We start from the raw sequence: 16,970 nt of genomic DNA on the forward strand, positions 1-16,970 counted from the left end.
GTGGCGTATAAGTCTTCTGCTGCGTGGCAGGGCTCCCGCTATCCGACAGCGGGGAATATGAACCAAATATGGCGGTTCAATAGTGGCGGTCGGTGAACCGGGAAGATTCTGGTCCGTCTAGCAGGGACGCGCCGGACAGAAGAGTGTCACCAACCTTGAGAGGGGGCGTCACCGTCGTCGAGCGAAACGGGCGTGTGCGACGGCCCCCTGCAAAGCCCCATGTCTTATCGGGGTCTTCGGCTCTATGGCGGGTGGAAATAGGAGGACTTGGCGATAGACGTCTTGGAGACAAAAGGCGGCAGATTGTTGTGGGGATGCGGGACGGGCGGGGCCTGCGAAGGTAAGCACGTTGCCAAGAGTCACTTCCCAGGGTGACTTGGATGGCCAGTCGGGCTCCACGGAAAAAGGCGACGGTTCAAACGAGCCTTGAAAACGCGCCGTGCATCCCGGACGGCGGCTTATCGTCGCCTGTCAATGAGCGGCCCGCCGGGAGCGGGAACGGCCCGCCCCGGCGTCCGGGCCACTCAGGTGCAACCCGGCGAGCCGTTCTTGATGTCGGTCGTGGAGCATTCGCCGAATCCCAGCAGTTCGACCTTGAGCGGGTTGAGGCTGCTGGAGTCCGCCACTTTCGGTTCCGATTTCTCCTCGCTGTCGGACACCGTTGACTGCATGGCAGCCTGGGTGGCCGCACCCGCGGCGGCGGCCGCGCCGGCCGGTACGACGGGAACGCTGACGTTGCCGCTGGGAACGCCGGTCGCGGTGCCGCCGACCTGAATGTTGCTGGCGCCGAGCACGGCCGTCGCCGCGATCGCCACGTTGGTGCCGCCGATGCCCGCTTCGCCGGCGTCGACCACGCCCCGCGGCGCGGCGAGGAAAACGTCACCCGGCCGGGAGGTCGTGCTGGCGGCGGTACGGATGCCGCTGCCCGATACCACCGGCGGGAATTCGACCTGCAGGTTGCCGCGTTCGTCGAAGGTGATCCGCGGCGGCGGGGCGGCGATGGCCGACTTGGCACCGCGGCCGGCGTCGATATTGCCGTTGGACGACCAGATGGTGATGTCGCCCCCGTCCATGGCGAACACGCGCGACTGGTTGACCATGAAATTGCCGTTCACCAGGGCGTTCACGGCGCCTTGCCGCTGGGCGACGATGCCGAGATCGCTGGCGGCCTTCGATCCGGCGAAGGCGACCGCAAGGCCCGCATTCACGCCGCCGCCGGGGACGAGAAGATTGATGTCTCCGCCGTCGACCGTGTGGATCTTGCTGAAGAACAGGCTGAGATTGCCTTTGTATTTGGTGTCGCCGTCGTGTGGAAACAGTGTGTCGATGGCCGCGAAACCGCGGTCGTAGTCGGACCGGCGCCCGGTTTTGGCCGCCTGGGCGGCGGAGGCCCGAATCTCATCGAACAGGATCGCCAGCAGGAGTTCGTGCTGCTGGTCACCGGGCAAGGCTTGGTACGCCGCGGCTGCGTCGGCGTAGTTGAGCCCGTCGTTGCCGGTCCGCTTGCGCATGTAGTCAAGCAGGAGCGCTCGGTACCGGCTCGAGGTGGGATCGTATTTTTCCGCGAACTTGTCGAAGCGGGCCTGATTGCCGTTCAGGCCGGCCATGACCGAAATCGAGGCGCCATTGTCGGCCAGGGCGTTGTTTTCGGTATTGCCGATGGTGTAGATGCCTTCGGAAGCGCCCAGGTCGATGTTCCTCCCCGCGCTGACCCAGAGCTGGCCGGGGCCCGACAGCTGGATTTCACGGGTCAGGTTCACCAGGTTGCCCTGCGCGTTGCGCGGGGAGGTGAAACGGATGTCCCGGCCGGCGGTGATGCTGGACATCGCGTAGTCGGGGTGCTGCACGTGCAGGCTGACGTCGAACAGGTCGCGGCCCGCCATGACGTCCACCGCCTTGGGCAGGACGAGGAGGAGGGGATCGACCGAGGCGATGTTGCCTTTCGCGTATATCCTTGCCGCCTCCGAGTCGCCGCGATGGACGGGAACCTGCGCGTGGATCAGGTTGGAGGCGCCGAAAGGCTGCAGCCTTTGAGAGGCGTCTTCCCAGCTCTTGGCGGGGTTGGCGATCCCCGGCAGCAAGATCGGGTCGGCGTCCGACTGCGTGACGTTGACGTTGTCGCCCACCGAGCCCGTCGTGATGTTTCCGCCCGCCAGCATGCTGAAGCCGGCCTTGGCGGCGGGATAGGTCGTGAAGCTCCGTTCCAGCACGACGTCGCCCTGCAGCGCGGCGACGTCGAGCGACGCCGGATAGACGCTGAGGGCACTCAACGAAGCGCCGGGGAAGCTGAGCTGATTCTTGGCGCTGCGAAGCTTGTTCACGGCGCTGACCATCCCCGAGATGTCGTTCTGTATGCGCACATCCCCGGAGAGCGATTCCAGCGCGATGCCGCTCCGGTCGGAATAGGTGAAGAAAAAGTTGCGGGCGCTGGCACTGTTGATCACGGTGGGGTTGATGGCCGCGCCCAGTTCGATGTCCTGTCCAGCGCTCAGGCTGAACCGGGAGTCCCCCAGCGCGAGGACCGGCCCCAGTCCGTTCGCCGATCCCTTGATCGCTCCCCTTGCGCTGATCTCGCCGATGCCCTTGCCGGTGTAAAAGGTTCCGCCCAGGACATCGCCGCCGGCGCTGACGGTCAGGTTCCCGCCGCCGGAGACCTGCACTTCGTTGGTGTTGAATCCGGTATCGGAGGGGTCGTTCGGCTTGGAAACGGTGCCGACCTGCTTTCCGGTGGTGGCGATGACCGCCGAAAGGTCGGACACGTCCCGACCGGCCTCGACGGTGATGTTGCCGCCGCCGAGCGCGCCGACGTTTTGCTGGAAAGTGCCTTGCTGCGCCGAGGTGCCGACCGGTCCGCCGATCGCCACGGCCCAGGCGGTCGGCGTTTCGCCCTGATGGCTGGCGCTTTCGGTCCAGTTGCCGGTTCGCACCAGCCAGCCGTCGAAGAACTGGCCGGTACGGGCGCCGACCACGTCGCGGCCGGCGCTGATGTTGATGTCTCCGCCGTCGACGGGATATTCGCCGTAGAACTGGAAGGCCACGAAGCCATTCTTGAAATTGCCGTAGCGCTGGGTGTCGGTCGGACGACCCGCCGTATAGATCGAGGAGCCGGCATTGGTCAGGATCACGTCGCGGCCGGCTTCGACGTCGATGTCGCCGGTGCCGGTCCGCACCGCGACGTCCGATCCGACGACCACGTCGGTCCCGGCCTGCAGCCGGTAGCTCCAGGACGAGCCGGTCTGCAACATGTCCTTCACCGCGACGGTGGCGCCCGGGCCGAGGATGCCCGAGACGTCGATGCCGTTCGGATCGTCGCGGAAGCCGTCGCTGAGCTTGCCGTCGATCGAGAGTTTGCCGCCGGCTTGCAAGGTGAGCACGCCCGGACGGCCGTCATAACGCCAGTCGACCAGATCCCAGCCGTTCGATCCCAGTGTCAGGTCGCCGCTGCTGCGGATTTCCAGCCCGGCCCTGAGCCCCCCCGGCAGCCCCAGGCGGGTTTCGATGGCGCCGGCGTTGGCCATGTAGGCGTCGGTATCGGTTTTCCACGCCGCGATGTCGGCGCTGCCGATGGTGCCGCTGTGATCGTAGATACGGACGGCTTCCACGGTGGTCTCGGCGGCGCCGGACACGGACGATCCGAGGTTCGCGGCGACGGCGACGTCCTGATCGGTGCGCAGCGCGCGGAGGTTCACGGTACCGTTGGCGGAACCGTCGGTGGCGCTGGCGTCGATGTGGGCGCCCGAGGCCACCGTGATGCCGCCTTCGCCCAGGGATTCCAGCACGACCCGGCCGCCCTGTTCGGCGCTGCCGTGCGCTTCCAGGTCGGCGCTCGCGGCCAGGGTCAGGCCGCTGCCGGCCTCGATGTCCAGCTTGGCGTTGTCGCCTTGAGCCTTCAGGCTGCCGTCTATCCGGACGGAACCTTGGTCGGCCGCGAGTTCGACGGTGCGCGCCGCCACGGTGTCGCCCGCATTCAGGTGCAGGTCGCCGGTGCGCGTCCTCAGGCTGATGCCGTCGCTGAATCCGGCCGATGCCAGCTTGCCGGCCATCCCGCCCACGTCGCCCTTGTTCTCCAGGGCGCGGACGTCGAGAGCGAAACGGCCGCCGCGTTCCGCGCCCTGGGCGTCGACGCTGCCTTCGAAACGGAATCCGCCCGCTGCCGCGGACACCAGCAGCTCGCCACCCTTGCTTCCGTTGAGCGCGAGCTTGGCGCCGGATTCCAAGGCGACGTTGCCGGTCTGGCTGGAGAGTTCCACCGCGCCGCCGTCGGTTGCGACGTTGGCGTTGCCGATGTTCACTTCCCGGCCGGAAACGTCGATGCTGGAGCCGGCGGCGAGGACCACGTCGCCCTTCAGCGCATCGAGCTTGACGACGCCGGACTTGAGCGAAATCGTCCCGGCGTTGCGGATGCTGTCCGCGGTGATCGACAACTGGGCACCCAGCGCGTCGGCGGTGGCCTGAGCGGTGCCGGAAGACCGGATGCCCACCGCATGGCCGGTGGCGTCGATCCGGGTGTCCGCCCCGCGGTCGCCGGTGACGATGGGGGTGCTGAAGTCGAGGTCGGCGGATGCGGTCAGCGTGCCCGTACCCGAGCCGACGATCGCCTTGCCGGCTTCGACGGTGACGTTGGAATAGCCCTTGAGCGCGTAGGCGCCCTCGCCCAGCTCGATGGTGTCGGCGATCAGCGAGAGGGTGCCGGTGCCGTTGCCGGTCCGGCTGGTCTTCGCATCGAGCGGATTTTCCAGGCGGATGTCGCTGGCCTTGATGCTGGCGGTCTGGCCGGCGTTGTCGAATCCCAGGAGCCCGCCCGAACGCAGGACGAGATGCTGAGAGGCCAGTTCGACCGCGCCGAACAGGCTGATGTCGCTACCGCTGTTCAGGCGCAGCTCATTCGCCTGGAGGGCGTTCAGCGCCGCCTGGCTCAGCGCCAGGCCGTTCTGGAAGCTGCTGTCGGCGCCCAGGCCGATCCGGCTGGCCCCCAGCGAGACCGAGCCGCCTTGGGCCAAAAGCTTGCCGGAAAGGTCCATGTCGGCGGTGGCGTCGACGATCATGGAATTCGACGTGGCCAGAGTCGCGCCCGAGCCGATGATGATCGAGCCGGTATGCCCCGAGACCCCGCTGCGCTGGAGGTCGGCCTGGTCCGACGACGATACCCGCAGGAAGGCGGCGTCGCCGTCCAGCTTGTAGACCTTCGGCGCGCCGCTGTCCTTGGACGCGCCTTCGGCGGTGATGTCTGCGCCTTTCGCGAGGGTGATGTTGTCCTTGGCGGTGAGAATGAATTCGGCACCCTTGAGCTTGGCGTTCTGCCCCAGGGATATGTTCGAGGCATGGGTATCGACCGTGACGGTGCCGTCCTCGGTGTTGCGGACGCCGCCGATCGCGATGCTGGCGACGCCAAGGCCGTTGAGCTTCTCCGCGACCAGCTTGATGGCGTTGCCCGTCGCCTGCCCGGCCGCGCCTTCGGAGACGATGGCGATGTTGGCGGCGTCGATGTCCAGGCGGCCGCCGCGGCCTTTCGCGCCGGCCTTGGCCGATACCTGGCCGTTGAGGCCCAACGCCGTTTCCGCCGAGATGAGCATGGAGCCCGCGTCGCGCGGAAGATAGGGCACGGCGGCTTCGTCCTTGGCCGCCTTGGCGGAGAAAAAGTCGTTGGCGCTGGAGATCGAGTATTCGGCGCGGGTCTGGGCGGCGCTTCCGGGTTCCACCGCGAAACCGCTCCAGAGCGCATCGCGTATGCCGGTGCCGGAAACGGTCCGGTAGCCGGCGACGATCGGGGCGCCGTCGGCGCGCTTGAGATCGAGGCCCGGCACGATGTTGGTGGCGTTCTTGTCGGGCGTCACCAGGTAGGCGCCGGGGAGGAGTGCGTAGTGGGCGGGCAGGAGGACGTAGTACCCGGCCTTGAGGCCGCCGCCGCCGGAGAGGTAGACGCTGTCCCCGACTTTCAGGCCGGAGTTCGGGAATTCCAGGGGATCGTAGGGGGCCGTCGTGCCCTTGAAGGAAGGCAGGATGGCATAGGCTTCTTGATAGCCTTTGCTGGCGGGGTCGAGCAGATCATAGGAACCGCCCGGCCCCGGCACGAATTCGAATGCGGACAGGTCGCCGCCGCCCCGGGTGTCGATCACCGAGCCGTCGGCGATGTCGACCTTCGCGCCGTCGAGCACCAGTTTCTTTTCCGGCGGTGCGGTCATGACCAGGTTCTGGTCGCCCAGCGGGTAGATCCAGTCCAGTCCGCCCTGGGTGCGGCCGAAAGGAATGATCGCACCCTTGGCCGAATTGGAAGTGACGCTGCCCGCGGCCAGTTCGAGGCGGTTGGAGGCCTGGAAGTTCAGCTCGCCGAGCGGCGCCTTCACGGTGCCGCCCTGGACGATGTTCGGGGCTTCCAGCGTCAGCTTGCCGCCGGCGGAGAGCACCGTTCCCCCGTTGGAATCGCTTTGCTTGATGGTGAGCGTGCCATCGCTCGTACCTCTCACGGCGATCCGGAATTCGCTCAGGGTCGAGGGATAGAGCTGGTCCGCGGTCAGGGTGAGGTCGCCGGCCGCCAGGAACTCGCCCAGGAAGTCCCGCTGCTGCTGGGTCGTGCGCACGCCGATCAGGCGCAGGTCGCCCGAGCTTTTCAGGTCGGCGCCGTCGAAGCCCTGAAGCGCAGTGGTGCCGACCAGGTCGATCAGTCCGGCACTGACGCGAAGGCTGCCGTTGCCGGCGGTTGGGGCGGCGTTGCCCGGCCGGGTCTGGGTCGAACCGAGCGCGACATAGGCCGAATCGAGCGACACCTTGCCGGCGGTGGCGCCGGCTGCGGGCTGGAAGGCGAGCACCGGCGCGTCGAGCACGATGCTGCGCTCGGTATGCAGGTTGAGACCTCTGGCCAATTCGATGCGGCCCGGCGTGCGCAACGTCAGCTCGCCGAATCCGCCACGTTCCACTTGGCCGACGCCCAGCACCGCTTGGCCGTAGCGGTCCGACGACACGGCCTTGCCCTGCACCGTGGGCAGTCCTTCGGGTTCGGACTGGGTCAGCGAGATCACGCTGGGGACCTTGGGGAACGGGGTCTGGCCCAGCCCGATTTCGTCCGGTTCGGCCCGGGTGTTGGGATTGAGTTCCAGCGACAGCCCGCCGCCCGCGGCGCCGGTTCCGTCACCGGCCCGTCCTTCCAGTTTCCCGTAGAGCTGGATGCCCTCGGCGGCGCGGATTTCGATGTTGCCGCCGGAGGAAGCGACCTGGCGGCGTTCCTGGGAGATGGCGCCGTTCGGTCCCCTGACCGGTACGTCCAGGCGTCCCTGCGTCCCGGAAACGTCGAGTTCCGAACCCTTATCCGCCACGACGAAGCCGCGGTCGGCATGCAGGGTAATGGTTCCGCCATCCAGCACCTTGCCGGTCACGTGGTCCGGCCGGTCGCTGTAGAGCAGCGCCGTGCCGGACACGTCCACCCGCGCGCCGGAACCGATCCAGATGCCCTGGTCCGCCTTGAAGCCGGGGTCGGTGCCGGCGGGCGGGGTGACGGTCATCGCCACGTTGCCGCCGGCGGCCTCAAGGGTCCCGTTCATGAAGATGCTGGCATCCGATTGCAGGGAAATCCTGCCGCCCGCATCGGTATGGATCACCGCGCCGTCGCCGATCCGGACCGCCGCGTCCTTTCCGCCCTGGCCGACTTCCTGAGCCAGCAGCAGATCGAGTTCACCCGCTTCGCGCGAAAACTCCGACAGCAGCTTGACTTGCGCGAAGTCGAGGAAATTCGAGCCGCTGACGTGGCGGACGGCTTCCGGATCGAGGACCCGGTTTTTGACGCTGAGTTGGATGTTGGTGCCGTCGGTGACGGTGACCCCGCTCTTGTTGGATCCCACGGAATAATGCGCGAACCCGCCCTGGCCGAAGAAATCCGGGTTGAGGACCAGGGGGTCGGCTCCCTTGGCGATCTCGGCGTCCGCGGCGTTGCCCAGGATGACCTGGTCGGAGACGAGGCTCAGTGATCCGCCTTTGCCGCCGGCGAAGGCGTAGCCTTCGAGCGTGCCTTTCAGCTTGAGGTCAGAGCCGTCGACCGCCGCGGCTTCCAGGCTGATGCCCCCGGCGTCGCCGGCCCTGAAGCTGTTTTTGCCGGTGCGCCGCGCGCCGCCGCTGACATCGATGCGGCTGCCGGCGGCCAGATTGACGTCGCCTTCGGCCTTCACCGAGACCGTTCCGCCGTTCACCAGCACGCGGCTGCGGTCCTGCCCGCTGTTGCCGGTGGCATCGGCCGGACGGTCGTTGATCCACTGCCCGCTGACGTCGATGGAGGCGCCGGAGGCCAGATCGATGGCGCCGGACAGCTTGCCCTGGGTGGCACTGGTGAGCCGGGTCGAGAGATCGACTTCGCCGGCATGAGCCGTGATCGTTCCATCGACCTTGATTTCGCCGCCGGTGAGCGCGAGGCTGCCGCCGTCGGTCATGGTGAGGTTTTCGCCGGAGCGGATCACGACCTTGCCGTTGGTCTTGATGTCGGCATGCATGATGCCGGAGTCACGCAGCTTGTCGCCGGACAGGACCAGGGCCGCCGGCTGGCCGGTTTTTCCCGGCTCCTGGGGGAACGGTTCTTCCTTGCCTACGCCGAGACTGGCCGAAGCTCCGCCGAAAATCACGGACTGGGTGCTGTCGGGGCTGCGCGCCAGGTCGATCTTCAGGGTACCGCCCGCGGGCTGGGTTCCCGCTTCGCGCTGATGGAGACCGGCGGTCGAGGCGCCGCGCATCTCGGCTTCCAGCGCCAGCGCCGCCGCCTTGATGTCGAGCGTGCCCGCCGCTTTGCCTTCCACATAGCCCTGCTCGTAACGTCCCAGGTTCCTGGGGCCGAGGATGTCCCAGGTCTTGGTGATGTTCCAGGCTTTGAATTTCTGGGTGACCTGGCCGAAGATGCCGGCATAGGTCTGGTTCGGATCGGCGCTGCCGATGTCCACGGTCTTGCCGTCCGGTGTCAGCAACTGGGTGGTGTCCACGTAACCCGAGCGGTAGGCCACCGATCCGCCGGAAAAGTCCAGCACCGCGCCACGCCGCAGAATGGCGTCGCCTTCCGAGACCAGGTTCAGGGTGCCGCCGCCGGTGCTGCGTTCGGCCACGGTGCGGGCGATGCGCTCCAGCTCGCCGGAGATGTCGGCGATCGGCGTGCCCTTGCGGATGTCGACCCGTATCTTCTGTCCATACAGCACGCCGTCGCGCTGCAGGGGCGAGTCGCGCAGTTCGTTGCTGCGCAGTTCGACCGTCACCACGTTGCGCTCCATCGCCACGCTCACATCCTTGATGCCCGACACGTCGATCTTCGCGCCCTTGTCCACATGGATACGGGCATCGTTCTTGACGTTGGCCAGGCCGGGGTTGGCGGGGTTTTCGGTCGCCGTCACCGTTACCTTGCCGGCGTGGGAGGTCACTTGCGCGCCATTCTCGATCCGGACCTGGTGCCCCATGATCTCGATCCAGGAGGCATCCTGCGACTGGCCGTCCACGGCGGTGGACGGATCGTTCATGTCGGGATTCGCCGAGGTCTTGCTGCCGCCTTTCAACGTCACCGTGGCTTGGGTGCCGAGGCCGTCGTCCTGTTCCGAACCGCGTTTGGTGCGGTTCGCCTGAACGAGCCAAGCGTCGCCCTCGCGGCGCACGCTCGCGCCTTCCCGCGCCAGGAGGCGCACCGAGCCGTTGACGCGCACCGAGGTGGTTGCCGACACCCGGCCTTGCTGATTCACCGCAAAGCCCATCAGCGTCACGTTGCCGCGTTCCGCCAGGGCCTTGCCGATGTTGGTGACCTCGCCCCCGGTCCCGACCTCGACCAGCAGGCCGCGCAGATTCGAGTCGCTGCCGGCTTCCTGCAGGTAGACCTTGTCGGTGGCGGCGATGAGGAGAATCTGGCCGTCGGGCGCGGACAAATCGCCCTTGTTCACCACCGAAGGGGCTGCGGCGATGATGCGGCCGGAAGGGGCGGTCTTGACGGAGGAGCCCTCGGCGAATTCGATGCCGATCTTGGTCCGGTTTCCGTTCTCGTCGAGGACGAAATTGCCCTGCTCGTCGACGCGGTAGACCTTGCCGTCGCCCACCAGCGCAGGGCGCCCGTCCTGATCGATGACCTTGGTGATGCCGCGCTGGAAGGTGTCGTCGGTGATGTTCAGCGTACTGACCAGCAGGGTGTTGACGTCGACTTGAGAGCCCTTGCCAAAAATGAAGCCGTTCTGGTTGAGCAGATAAACCTGCCCGTTGGCGGACAGCTTGCCGAAGATGCGGCTGGGATCGCTTTGGTAGATGCGGTTGAGCGCAATGGACGCCGCCGACGGCTGTTTGAACTGCACGGTGTTTTCCGCGCCGATGTTGAAGCTCTTCCAGTTCAGGATCGCGCGATCGCTGTGTTGGTTGATCGTCATCAGGTTGCCGGCGATCGACTGGTCGGCGCTGCCGCTCGACACGAAGGCGCCGGCGGGAACCGGGAGGCTGCCGGCCTGGGCGGCCCCGCCCGCCAGGAAGGCGCCGGCAAGGACGGTGCGGACGGACGATGCCAGAGGTTTCAGGCTGGTGTCGGTGGGCGGAAGGTTCTGCTTGCGGCTTGCAGGTTCGCGCGTCGTCATGCTCGTTTCCCAATCAGTAATCGTAAGCGATGCGGAAATCGACGCGGGTTTCACCGACCGCGACGCTTTCCGTCCTGGTGAATGGATAGGACCAGAACAGGGTGCCGTTGAGCTGTCGCCACAGCTCCATGTTGAATCCCGCCCCCGTGCTCGCCAGGCTGTAGTTCTGTGGCTGTCCGGGCAACGCGTCCTTGACCCACAGGTACGCGATGTCCCCGAAGACCAGGAATCGCAGCAGCCCCAGCCCGTCGTAAAGATGTTTGCCGAGGTCCGGGCTGTAGAACTCCAGCGAGCCGTTGACGCCGTTGTCGCCCAGCCGCTCGACCTCGTGATAGCCGCGCACGCTGAACATGCCGCCGGCCCCCATCTGCTCGTTGCTGATCAGGGGCACGTTGGTGACCTGGCCGGCCAGCCGCAGCTGCATGGACAGGTCCTCCGGCAGCATCTGCCGGTGTCTCACGTCGCCTTTCAGGTACACGTAGTTGGGGGTCGCCCCGAAGCGGCGGTCCTCGAATTCCTGGTAATCGCCCCAGAACAGGAAGTGGGTTTCCAGGTTGAGCTGGCTGAACGATCCGTCCTCGTAGCCGACGCTGGCGTCGTAGCCCGCCATGAACGGCGAATAACTGACGGGTTTCATCAGGGTGTCGGTGTCGGACAGGATGGCCTGGCCGAAATTCTTGTAATCCCAGCCGATGGTCGCGTAATGGCCGAGGTTCTTCGCCAGGCGGGGGAGGGGCTTGATCCAGCGGAGCCCGAAGATTTCGCCATCACCCAGGACGTTGAGGGCGCCCACCGTCGAGACGCCGCTTTTGGAATTCAATCCTATGCCGTAAAAAACCATGCGGGAGTCGGAATCGAAAATGTCCATAGGCATCACGTAGGTGCCTGACCACACTTGGACGTTGTCCGTATTCTCGGGGGAAATCTGGAACTGCAGCGAAGCGCTGTGATTCAACTGCCAGAGGTTGTCATAGCGCGCCGAGGCGATCAGACGGGTGCGGCTGGTGTCGACGCTGTTGCGGCCGTTGAATTCGATCCCCGCGTGCAGGGGAAGCTGATCGTCCACCGCCAGTTCGACTTCGACCGTGCCGGGCGTGTTGCCGGCACGCATGACGGGAGTCACCGTGCGGTCGGGATTCTCCGCCGAGAGCTTGCCAAGCTGCTCCTGCGCGGCGGGCATGTTGAGCGGCTGGCCTTCGGCCAGGGCCGGCACTTTCTCCTTGATATGGCCCAGGGAGAAGTATCTCGATCCCGTCACTTTCAGCCGGTCGACTTTCCCTTCGCTGACCTTGAGTATCACCACCCCCTCGTTGACGTCCTGTTCGGGGATGTCCACCAGCGCCGCCGAATAGCCGGCGTCGTGGTAGGCCTTTTCCAGGGCGGCGCGCGCGTTTTCGACGTCGCCGATCGACTTGCCCGGCCCGAGAAAGCCGTAGACGGTCTTTTCGACCACTCTTTGATCGAGCACGGAATTGCCTTCGACCCGGTACTCCCAGATGTCGAAGGCCGGGGCCTGATCGGCCGCCGCGTCAGGCGGGGCGCCCGTTTCGGCCGGGTTGCCGGTCGGGCCGGCATCTGCCGGCGATGCAACCAAGGCAAGACAGAAGGGGAGGCCGGCAAGGATACCGGTGCGGCTCCGCGGCATTGTTTCTCGCATGTGGTCCATTCGATACCAGAGAGACAGACTTTGCCATTATACGGCGATATATATCAATAAATATAAATAGCGATAAAACCGGCGTCCCTTGCGGAACGCCGGTTCATGCTCCCGGAGCGGGAGTACGGGGCCGCGTGCGGCCCCGTCACCGATCCGCTCGGTCAGAGCCGGTTCGGCTGGTTGTCGTCGATCACGGGCACGCGGCAGTTGTCCAGGGACACACCAGGCGCATGGGTATACGGCATAATCGGGTTATTGATGTCGAATTTGCCGTCCGCGGGTGCCGCATTCCCGTTGGTAGTCACCGCAAGGTACCCTCCTTGGCCGAAAGGATGGACGTATTGCGCGTTGTTCTTCGCGGTGATGGTGGGATTGCCGGCATTGGATGCGATCGTCTGGATGATCTTCAGCTTGTCGCCGGTCGGGCCGTTGTAGGCGGGTTTGCGCCACTGGTAGGTGTTTTCCGCCCAGTCCATGTAATTGCCGCTGGCGGCGTTTTCCAGGGTCGGGGCGACGCCGTCGATCCTGATAAAGCGATAGTTGCGCTTCAGGTCAGCGTTCCGTTCCGTGCTCTGGACGCCGATCGCCCAGGCCTTGATACCGTTGGGATTGGCGCTGCTGTCGTTACTGCCGTCATTGAAGTCTTTGAGACAGACGTCGACATTCCCGGCGCCAGAGTTCAGTACGACCACCGGTCCGTTCAACGGGTTGGTAGTCGCAATCGGGCTCAGGGCGCCGTCGGTGCAAGGGTTGCTCAGGAAGTTCGCGTTAAACTGAGCTTGGGTGCCCGAACCGTTGACGCGGCGGCAGAGATAGACTTTTTCGTCCGTGATGGAGCCTTGGGCATAGTCCGTCAGCGGTGCAGAAGCGCCTTGCTTATTGATGACTTTGATCCCGCTCCATTTGCCAATGTTGCCGGTGAACAGGCTGGCAACCTGATATTTGCTCAGGCTGGGCATGCAGCGCTCGGTATCCTGGCCTTCGCAGTCGGCGTCCAGCTTGCCCATATCGATCTGCGCACGCTGCAGAGCGTCACGCAGGGACTTGGTGACCGGCGTGTTGAAGACCAGCGCGCCACCCGAGACGACGTCCATACGCTGGGCGACCTTCGAAGGGATTACCGGTGCCGAACCATCCGGGGTATTTGCACCCCGGAAAAGCGCGGGGTTGACATCCGAAACACCAGCGTCGGAGACCTTCTGGACCAGGTCGCCGGGCTGTGAAATGCGGCAGCGGTAGAAGGCGTCATTACCTTCCTTCGTGCAATTGCCATTGGTGATTGACATGGCGTCGATGGCCTGCTCGTCGAGCACCGGATTCACGCCTTGGGCAGAGCCACCGGCTGAGCGCTTATGGAACAGCACCTTCGGATTGTTGACCGATAGGCCGTTGACCTTGGTGGAGTCCAGTGTGCAAAAGATCGCAGTGTGTGCGCTACCCGGATTGGCGGGGACCGAGTTGTCCAAATACTCGTCACGGGTTCCGTCGACGCACAGTTGTTCGAACAACTGCCTTACGTTGAGGTCCTGTGCCGTGGCGCCGGACATGAAAATTTCGATGTCGGGCGAAACGCTGGGCGGATGCGCCCAGCCCTGACCGCAAAACCCCAGTGTGCCTGCTGCGACCGCTGCAGTGATTTTTTTGAGTTGCATGAGTTAACTCCTATCTGTTTGAGAGAGATGGGGTGGTTATGCCTTATTTAGGGCGACACCATGACGTCGATCTGATCGCAGACGAATGCGGATTTCTTGTCCGGCTTCGCGCAAATCCGGAGTACGCCCTGTTCCGTGACGTGCTTCTTGGTGGGTTTCCACTGCGTTTGCCCTTTCTTGTTGGCAATGCTCTTCAATCGCTTGAACTTGGAGCCGCCATCCTTCGAAAAGTCGATGTTGACGAGCTTGTTGGCGGGGATACCGGTGGCGGACCAGGAGATCGTCTGCTTCTGTTTCACCGTCCAGGCAGCGGGTGCGTTGATGTGAATGGAAGGTCCGGTGGAACCCCCTTCGACCGTGACCGTGGCTTGGGCGGTGCCGGTGGCGGCGCCGTCACTCACTGTCAGTTGGAAGCCGTAGCTGCCGGCCTCGGTAGGGGTGAAGCTGGCCTTGGCCTGGCTGGCATTGCTCAGGGTGACCGAAGGACCCGAGGTCTGTTTCCATGCGTAGGACAAGCCTTGCGGGCCGCCGTCGGGGTCGTAGCTCGCACTGCCGTCCAGCGTCACAGCGGTGTTCACCGTGACCGTCTGGGCCGGATTCGTGACGACTGCCGTCGGCGGCGTATTACCGGTGCCCGAACAAACGGTGGAGGTGCCGGTGCCGCTGTAACTCAGGGCGCCGGCGCTCGAAAGGCTCCAGGCGCCCAGTTTGGTGACTTTCTCGCCCTTGGAGTCGCCGGTGGAGTTGGTGACGAAATAGAACTCCAGTTCCGCCCCGACCTTGCCCTCGGTGTTGCCCTTGACGCTCTGGCCCATCGTCGGGCCCCAGGTGGCGTTGCCGTGATAGGCGAGGTCTTCCGGGCCGAAGACGCCCGATTTGTTCTCCGCCGCCTGCCCGGGCTTGTTCTCGAACGGGGCGACGTTGAGGGCACCGATATAGGCCTGGATTTTCTGGACGGTGTTGTCGATCAGGTTCCACTTGGCGCTGAAACTGTCCTTGCCCTGGCTCGAGGTGGCCAAATAGCCCCACTGAGCGATATTGCTGGCATCCTTCAACAACGGATTGACCGCCGCGACGTTGAAGACCAGATTATCTTTGCCGGCGAAGGCCGCGAAGTTGGGGTCCTGCGCCAGATTGGCGTCGAGGCAGCTCTGGCCGTTCATGAACTGGACCATATCGACGCCGAGGTCCTTGTAGTAGGACTTCTTGCCGTCCTCGTCAAAAACCGAGATGAACAGCTCGCCCGGTTCGCCGAACTTGCCGTCGTTGATCAAGGCGTGAGCTTGTTGCCCGCCGGCTACAAGCGTGCCTAGTATTACCGCTCGCAATTTTTTCATGGTGTTAGCGCTCTCCGTGAATGGGAAAAAGTCGTGTTTGCCACGCAAGCTCGGCGGTCGAAAATCCAGCCGACTCGACGAGCAGCGAAGCCGAATCCCTGTGAAACGATGCAGTGACGCTCCAGATGGCCGGTTCCCCCCGCCCAAAAATCCCATCGAGACACCCGGGCTCATGCCACCGAGTGTCACGTCAGAAGATGAGAGCGCAAAAATAGCCGTGTTTTGTTACGGCGGTATGACTTGAAAATGACAGTTGAGTTGCGGTTGTGTGACGCGAGCGGCCATGCGCCGTTCTTGGGGGCGGTCTGTCGGGAGGGGAGGTCCGTGGGAACGAGCCTCGGCCCGCGGTCAACGCCGATCGCAGACCGAAGGCCGGGGGAGGGATATAAGGGCTTCCTTATGGCTCAACGCGGAGCGTCGTAGCGCTGGGCCAGCCCCTTGGGGGAGAATACGATCTGCCATAGCTGGATGTGGCGTGCCCGGAACGCGCCGGCGAAGCTCAGCAGGTAGAAACGCCACATCCGATAGAACCGGTCGCCGTAATGGGGGCGTAAAGACGGCCAGTGCCGTTCGAAATTCTCGTACCAACTCAGCAGTGTCCGGTCGTAGTCCGGACCGAAATTCTGCCAGTCCTCCATCACCAGGCGATTTTCGGTGGCCTCTCCGATCTGTGCGATGGATGGGAGCATGGAGTTGGGGAAAATGTAGCGCTCCACCCACGGATTGCCGTGGTTGTCGGAGGCGTTGCCGCCGATGGTGTGGAGCAGGAACAGGCCGTCGTCGGCGAGATGGTCCGCGACGACCTTCATGTAGGTCGAATAGTTCTTGCAGCCGACATGCTCGAACATGCCGAGGGAATAGGCGCGGTCGAAGCGGCCTTCGATCTCCCGGTAGTCCTTCAGCTCGATCGTGACCGGCAGCCCCTGGCAAATTTCGCGGGCATACCGCGCCTGCTCGGTCGACACCGTGACGCCATGAATCTCCACCCCGTACTTTTCCGCGGCGAACTTCGCCGCGCCGCCCCAGCCGCAGCCGATGTCCAGCACCCGCATGCCGGGCTCCAGGCCGATCTTGCGGAACACCAAGTCCAGCTTGGCTTCCTGGGCCTGATCGAGGGTCACGGCGTCCTTCCAGTAGCCGCAACTGTAGATCATGCGTCGGTCCAGCATCCGGCTGTAGAGGTCGTTGCCGATGTCGTAGTGGCGCCGACCGACATGGAAAGCCCGCGCCGTGTGCTGAAGGTTCAGCAGGCTCGCTTGCAGGGCGGCGGCGATGTCCCGCCAGGAATGGAAATGATTGGGCAGGCCGGCGCGGAGGATGCGGAAGATCAGCTCGTCGGGCCGGTCGCAGTCCCACCCGCCGTCCATATAGGATTCACCGAGCCCCAGCGAGGCATCGGCAAAGATACGCCGGAAGAAGGCCGGGTCGTGGACCCGGATGTCCCAGGGCCGGTCTCCATCGATCCGGACGCCGGCCCGTTCCAGAAGCGATTCAAGCCGCTCGCGGCAAAAATCGTGATGGCTTCCCCGCCAGGGCAATGATTCCAAGGTATTGATCGGCATGTTCCGTCCTCCACCTTCACCATTCGGGTCCCCTATTCAACAACGGGCGACGCGAAGGAGCAATACGGGAAAGTCCTGGGCTGACGGCGGAACCCGAACTTACCTTTCATGCAGGCTCTCGCTGGCATGCTGAATCGTCGGACTGAGGAAATATTCGATCACCTGGCGCTTGCCAGTCTTGATTTTCACGGACACCG

Annotated in this window: 5 protein-coding genes; all 5 read right to left on the reverse strand. The window is 64.7% G+C overall.

Features of this window, described 5'->3' with window-relative positions; all coding sequences use genetic code 11:
- Positions 1 to 524: 524 nt before the first annotated feature.
- The 5 genes from GNH96_RS10050 to cfa all read right to left on the reverse strand — a co-directional run bounded on the left by GNH96_RS10050 (position 525) and on the right by cfa (position 16,773).
- Positions 525 to 10,565: a filamentous haemagglutinin family protein gene (locus GNH96_RS10050; protein WP_169603546.1), complete on the reverse strand. Its 10,041-nt coding sequence runs from the start codon at positions 10,563 to 10,565 to the stop codon at positions 525 to 527.
- Positions 10,566 to 10,578: 13 nt separating this feature from the next.
- Positions 10,579 to 12,222: a ShlB/FhaC/HecB family hemolysin secretion/activation protein gene (locus tag GNH96_RS10055; protein ID WP_228719807.1), complete on the reverse strand. Its 1,644-nt coding sequence runs from the start codon at positions 12,220 to 12,222 to the stop codon at positions 10,579 to 10,581.
- Between the two features lie 161 nt (positions 12,223 to 12,383).
- Entirely contained in the window at positions 12,384 to 13,874 is a 1,491-nt protein-coding gene (locus tag GNH96_RS10060; protein WP_169603547.1) for a hypothetical protein, read from the reverse strand.
- Positions 13,875 to 13,921: 47 nt separating this feature from the next.
- Positions 13,922 to 15,211 (reverse strand): PKD domain-containing protein, encoded by a 1,290-nt coding sequence (locus GNH96_RS10065; RefSeq protein WP_169603548.1) that lies wholly within the window; start codon positions 15,209 to 15,211, stop codon positions 13,922 to 13,924.
- Positions 15,212 to 15,615: 404 nt separating this feature from the next.
- Complete coding sequence (cfa, locus tag GNH96_RS10070) at positions 15,616 to 16,773, reverse strand: cyclopropane fatty acyl phospholipid synthase (protein ID WP_169603549.1); 1,158 nt, start codon at positions 16,771 to 16,773, stop codon at positions 15,616 to 15,618.
- Between the last annotated feature and the right edge of the window lie 197 nt (positions 16,774 to 16,970).

Origin of the sequence: Methylococcus geothermalis (assembly GCF_012769535.1) — a bacterium.
GTDB lineage: Bacteria > Pseudomonadota > Gammaproteobacteria > Methylococcales > Methylococcaceae > Methylococcus > Methylococcus geothermalis.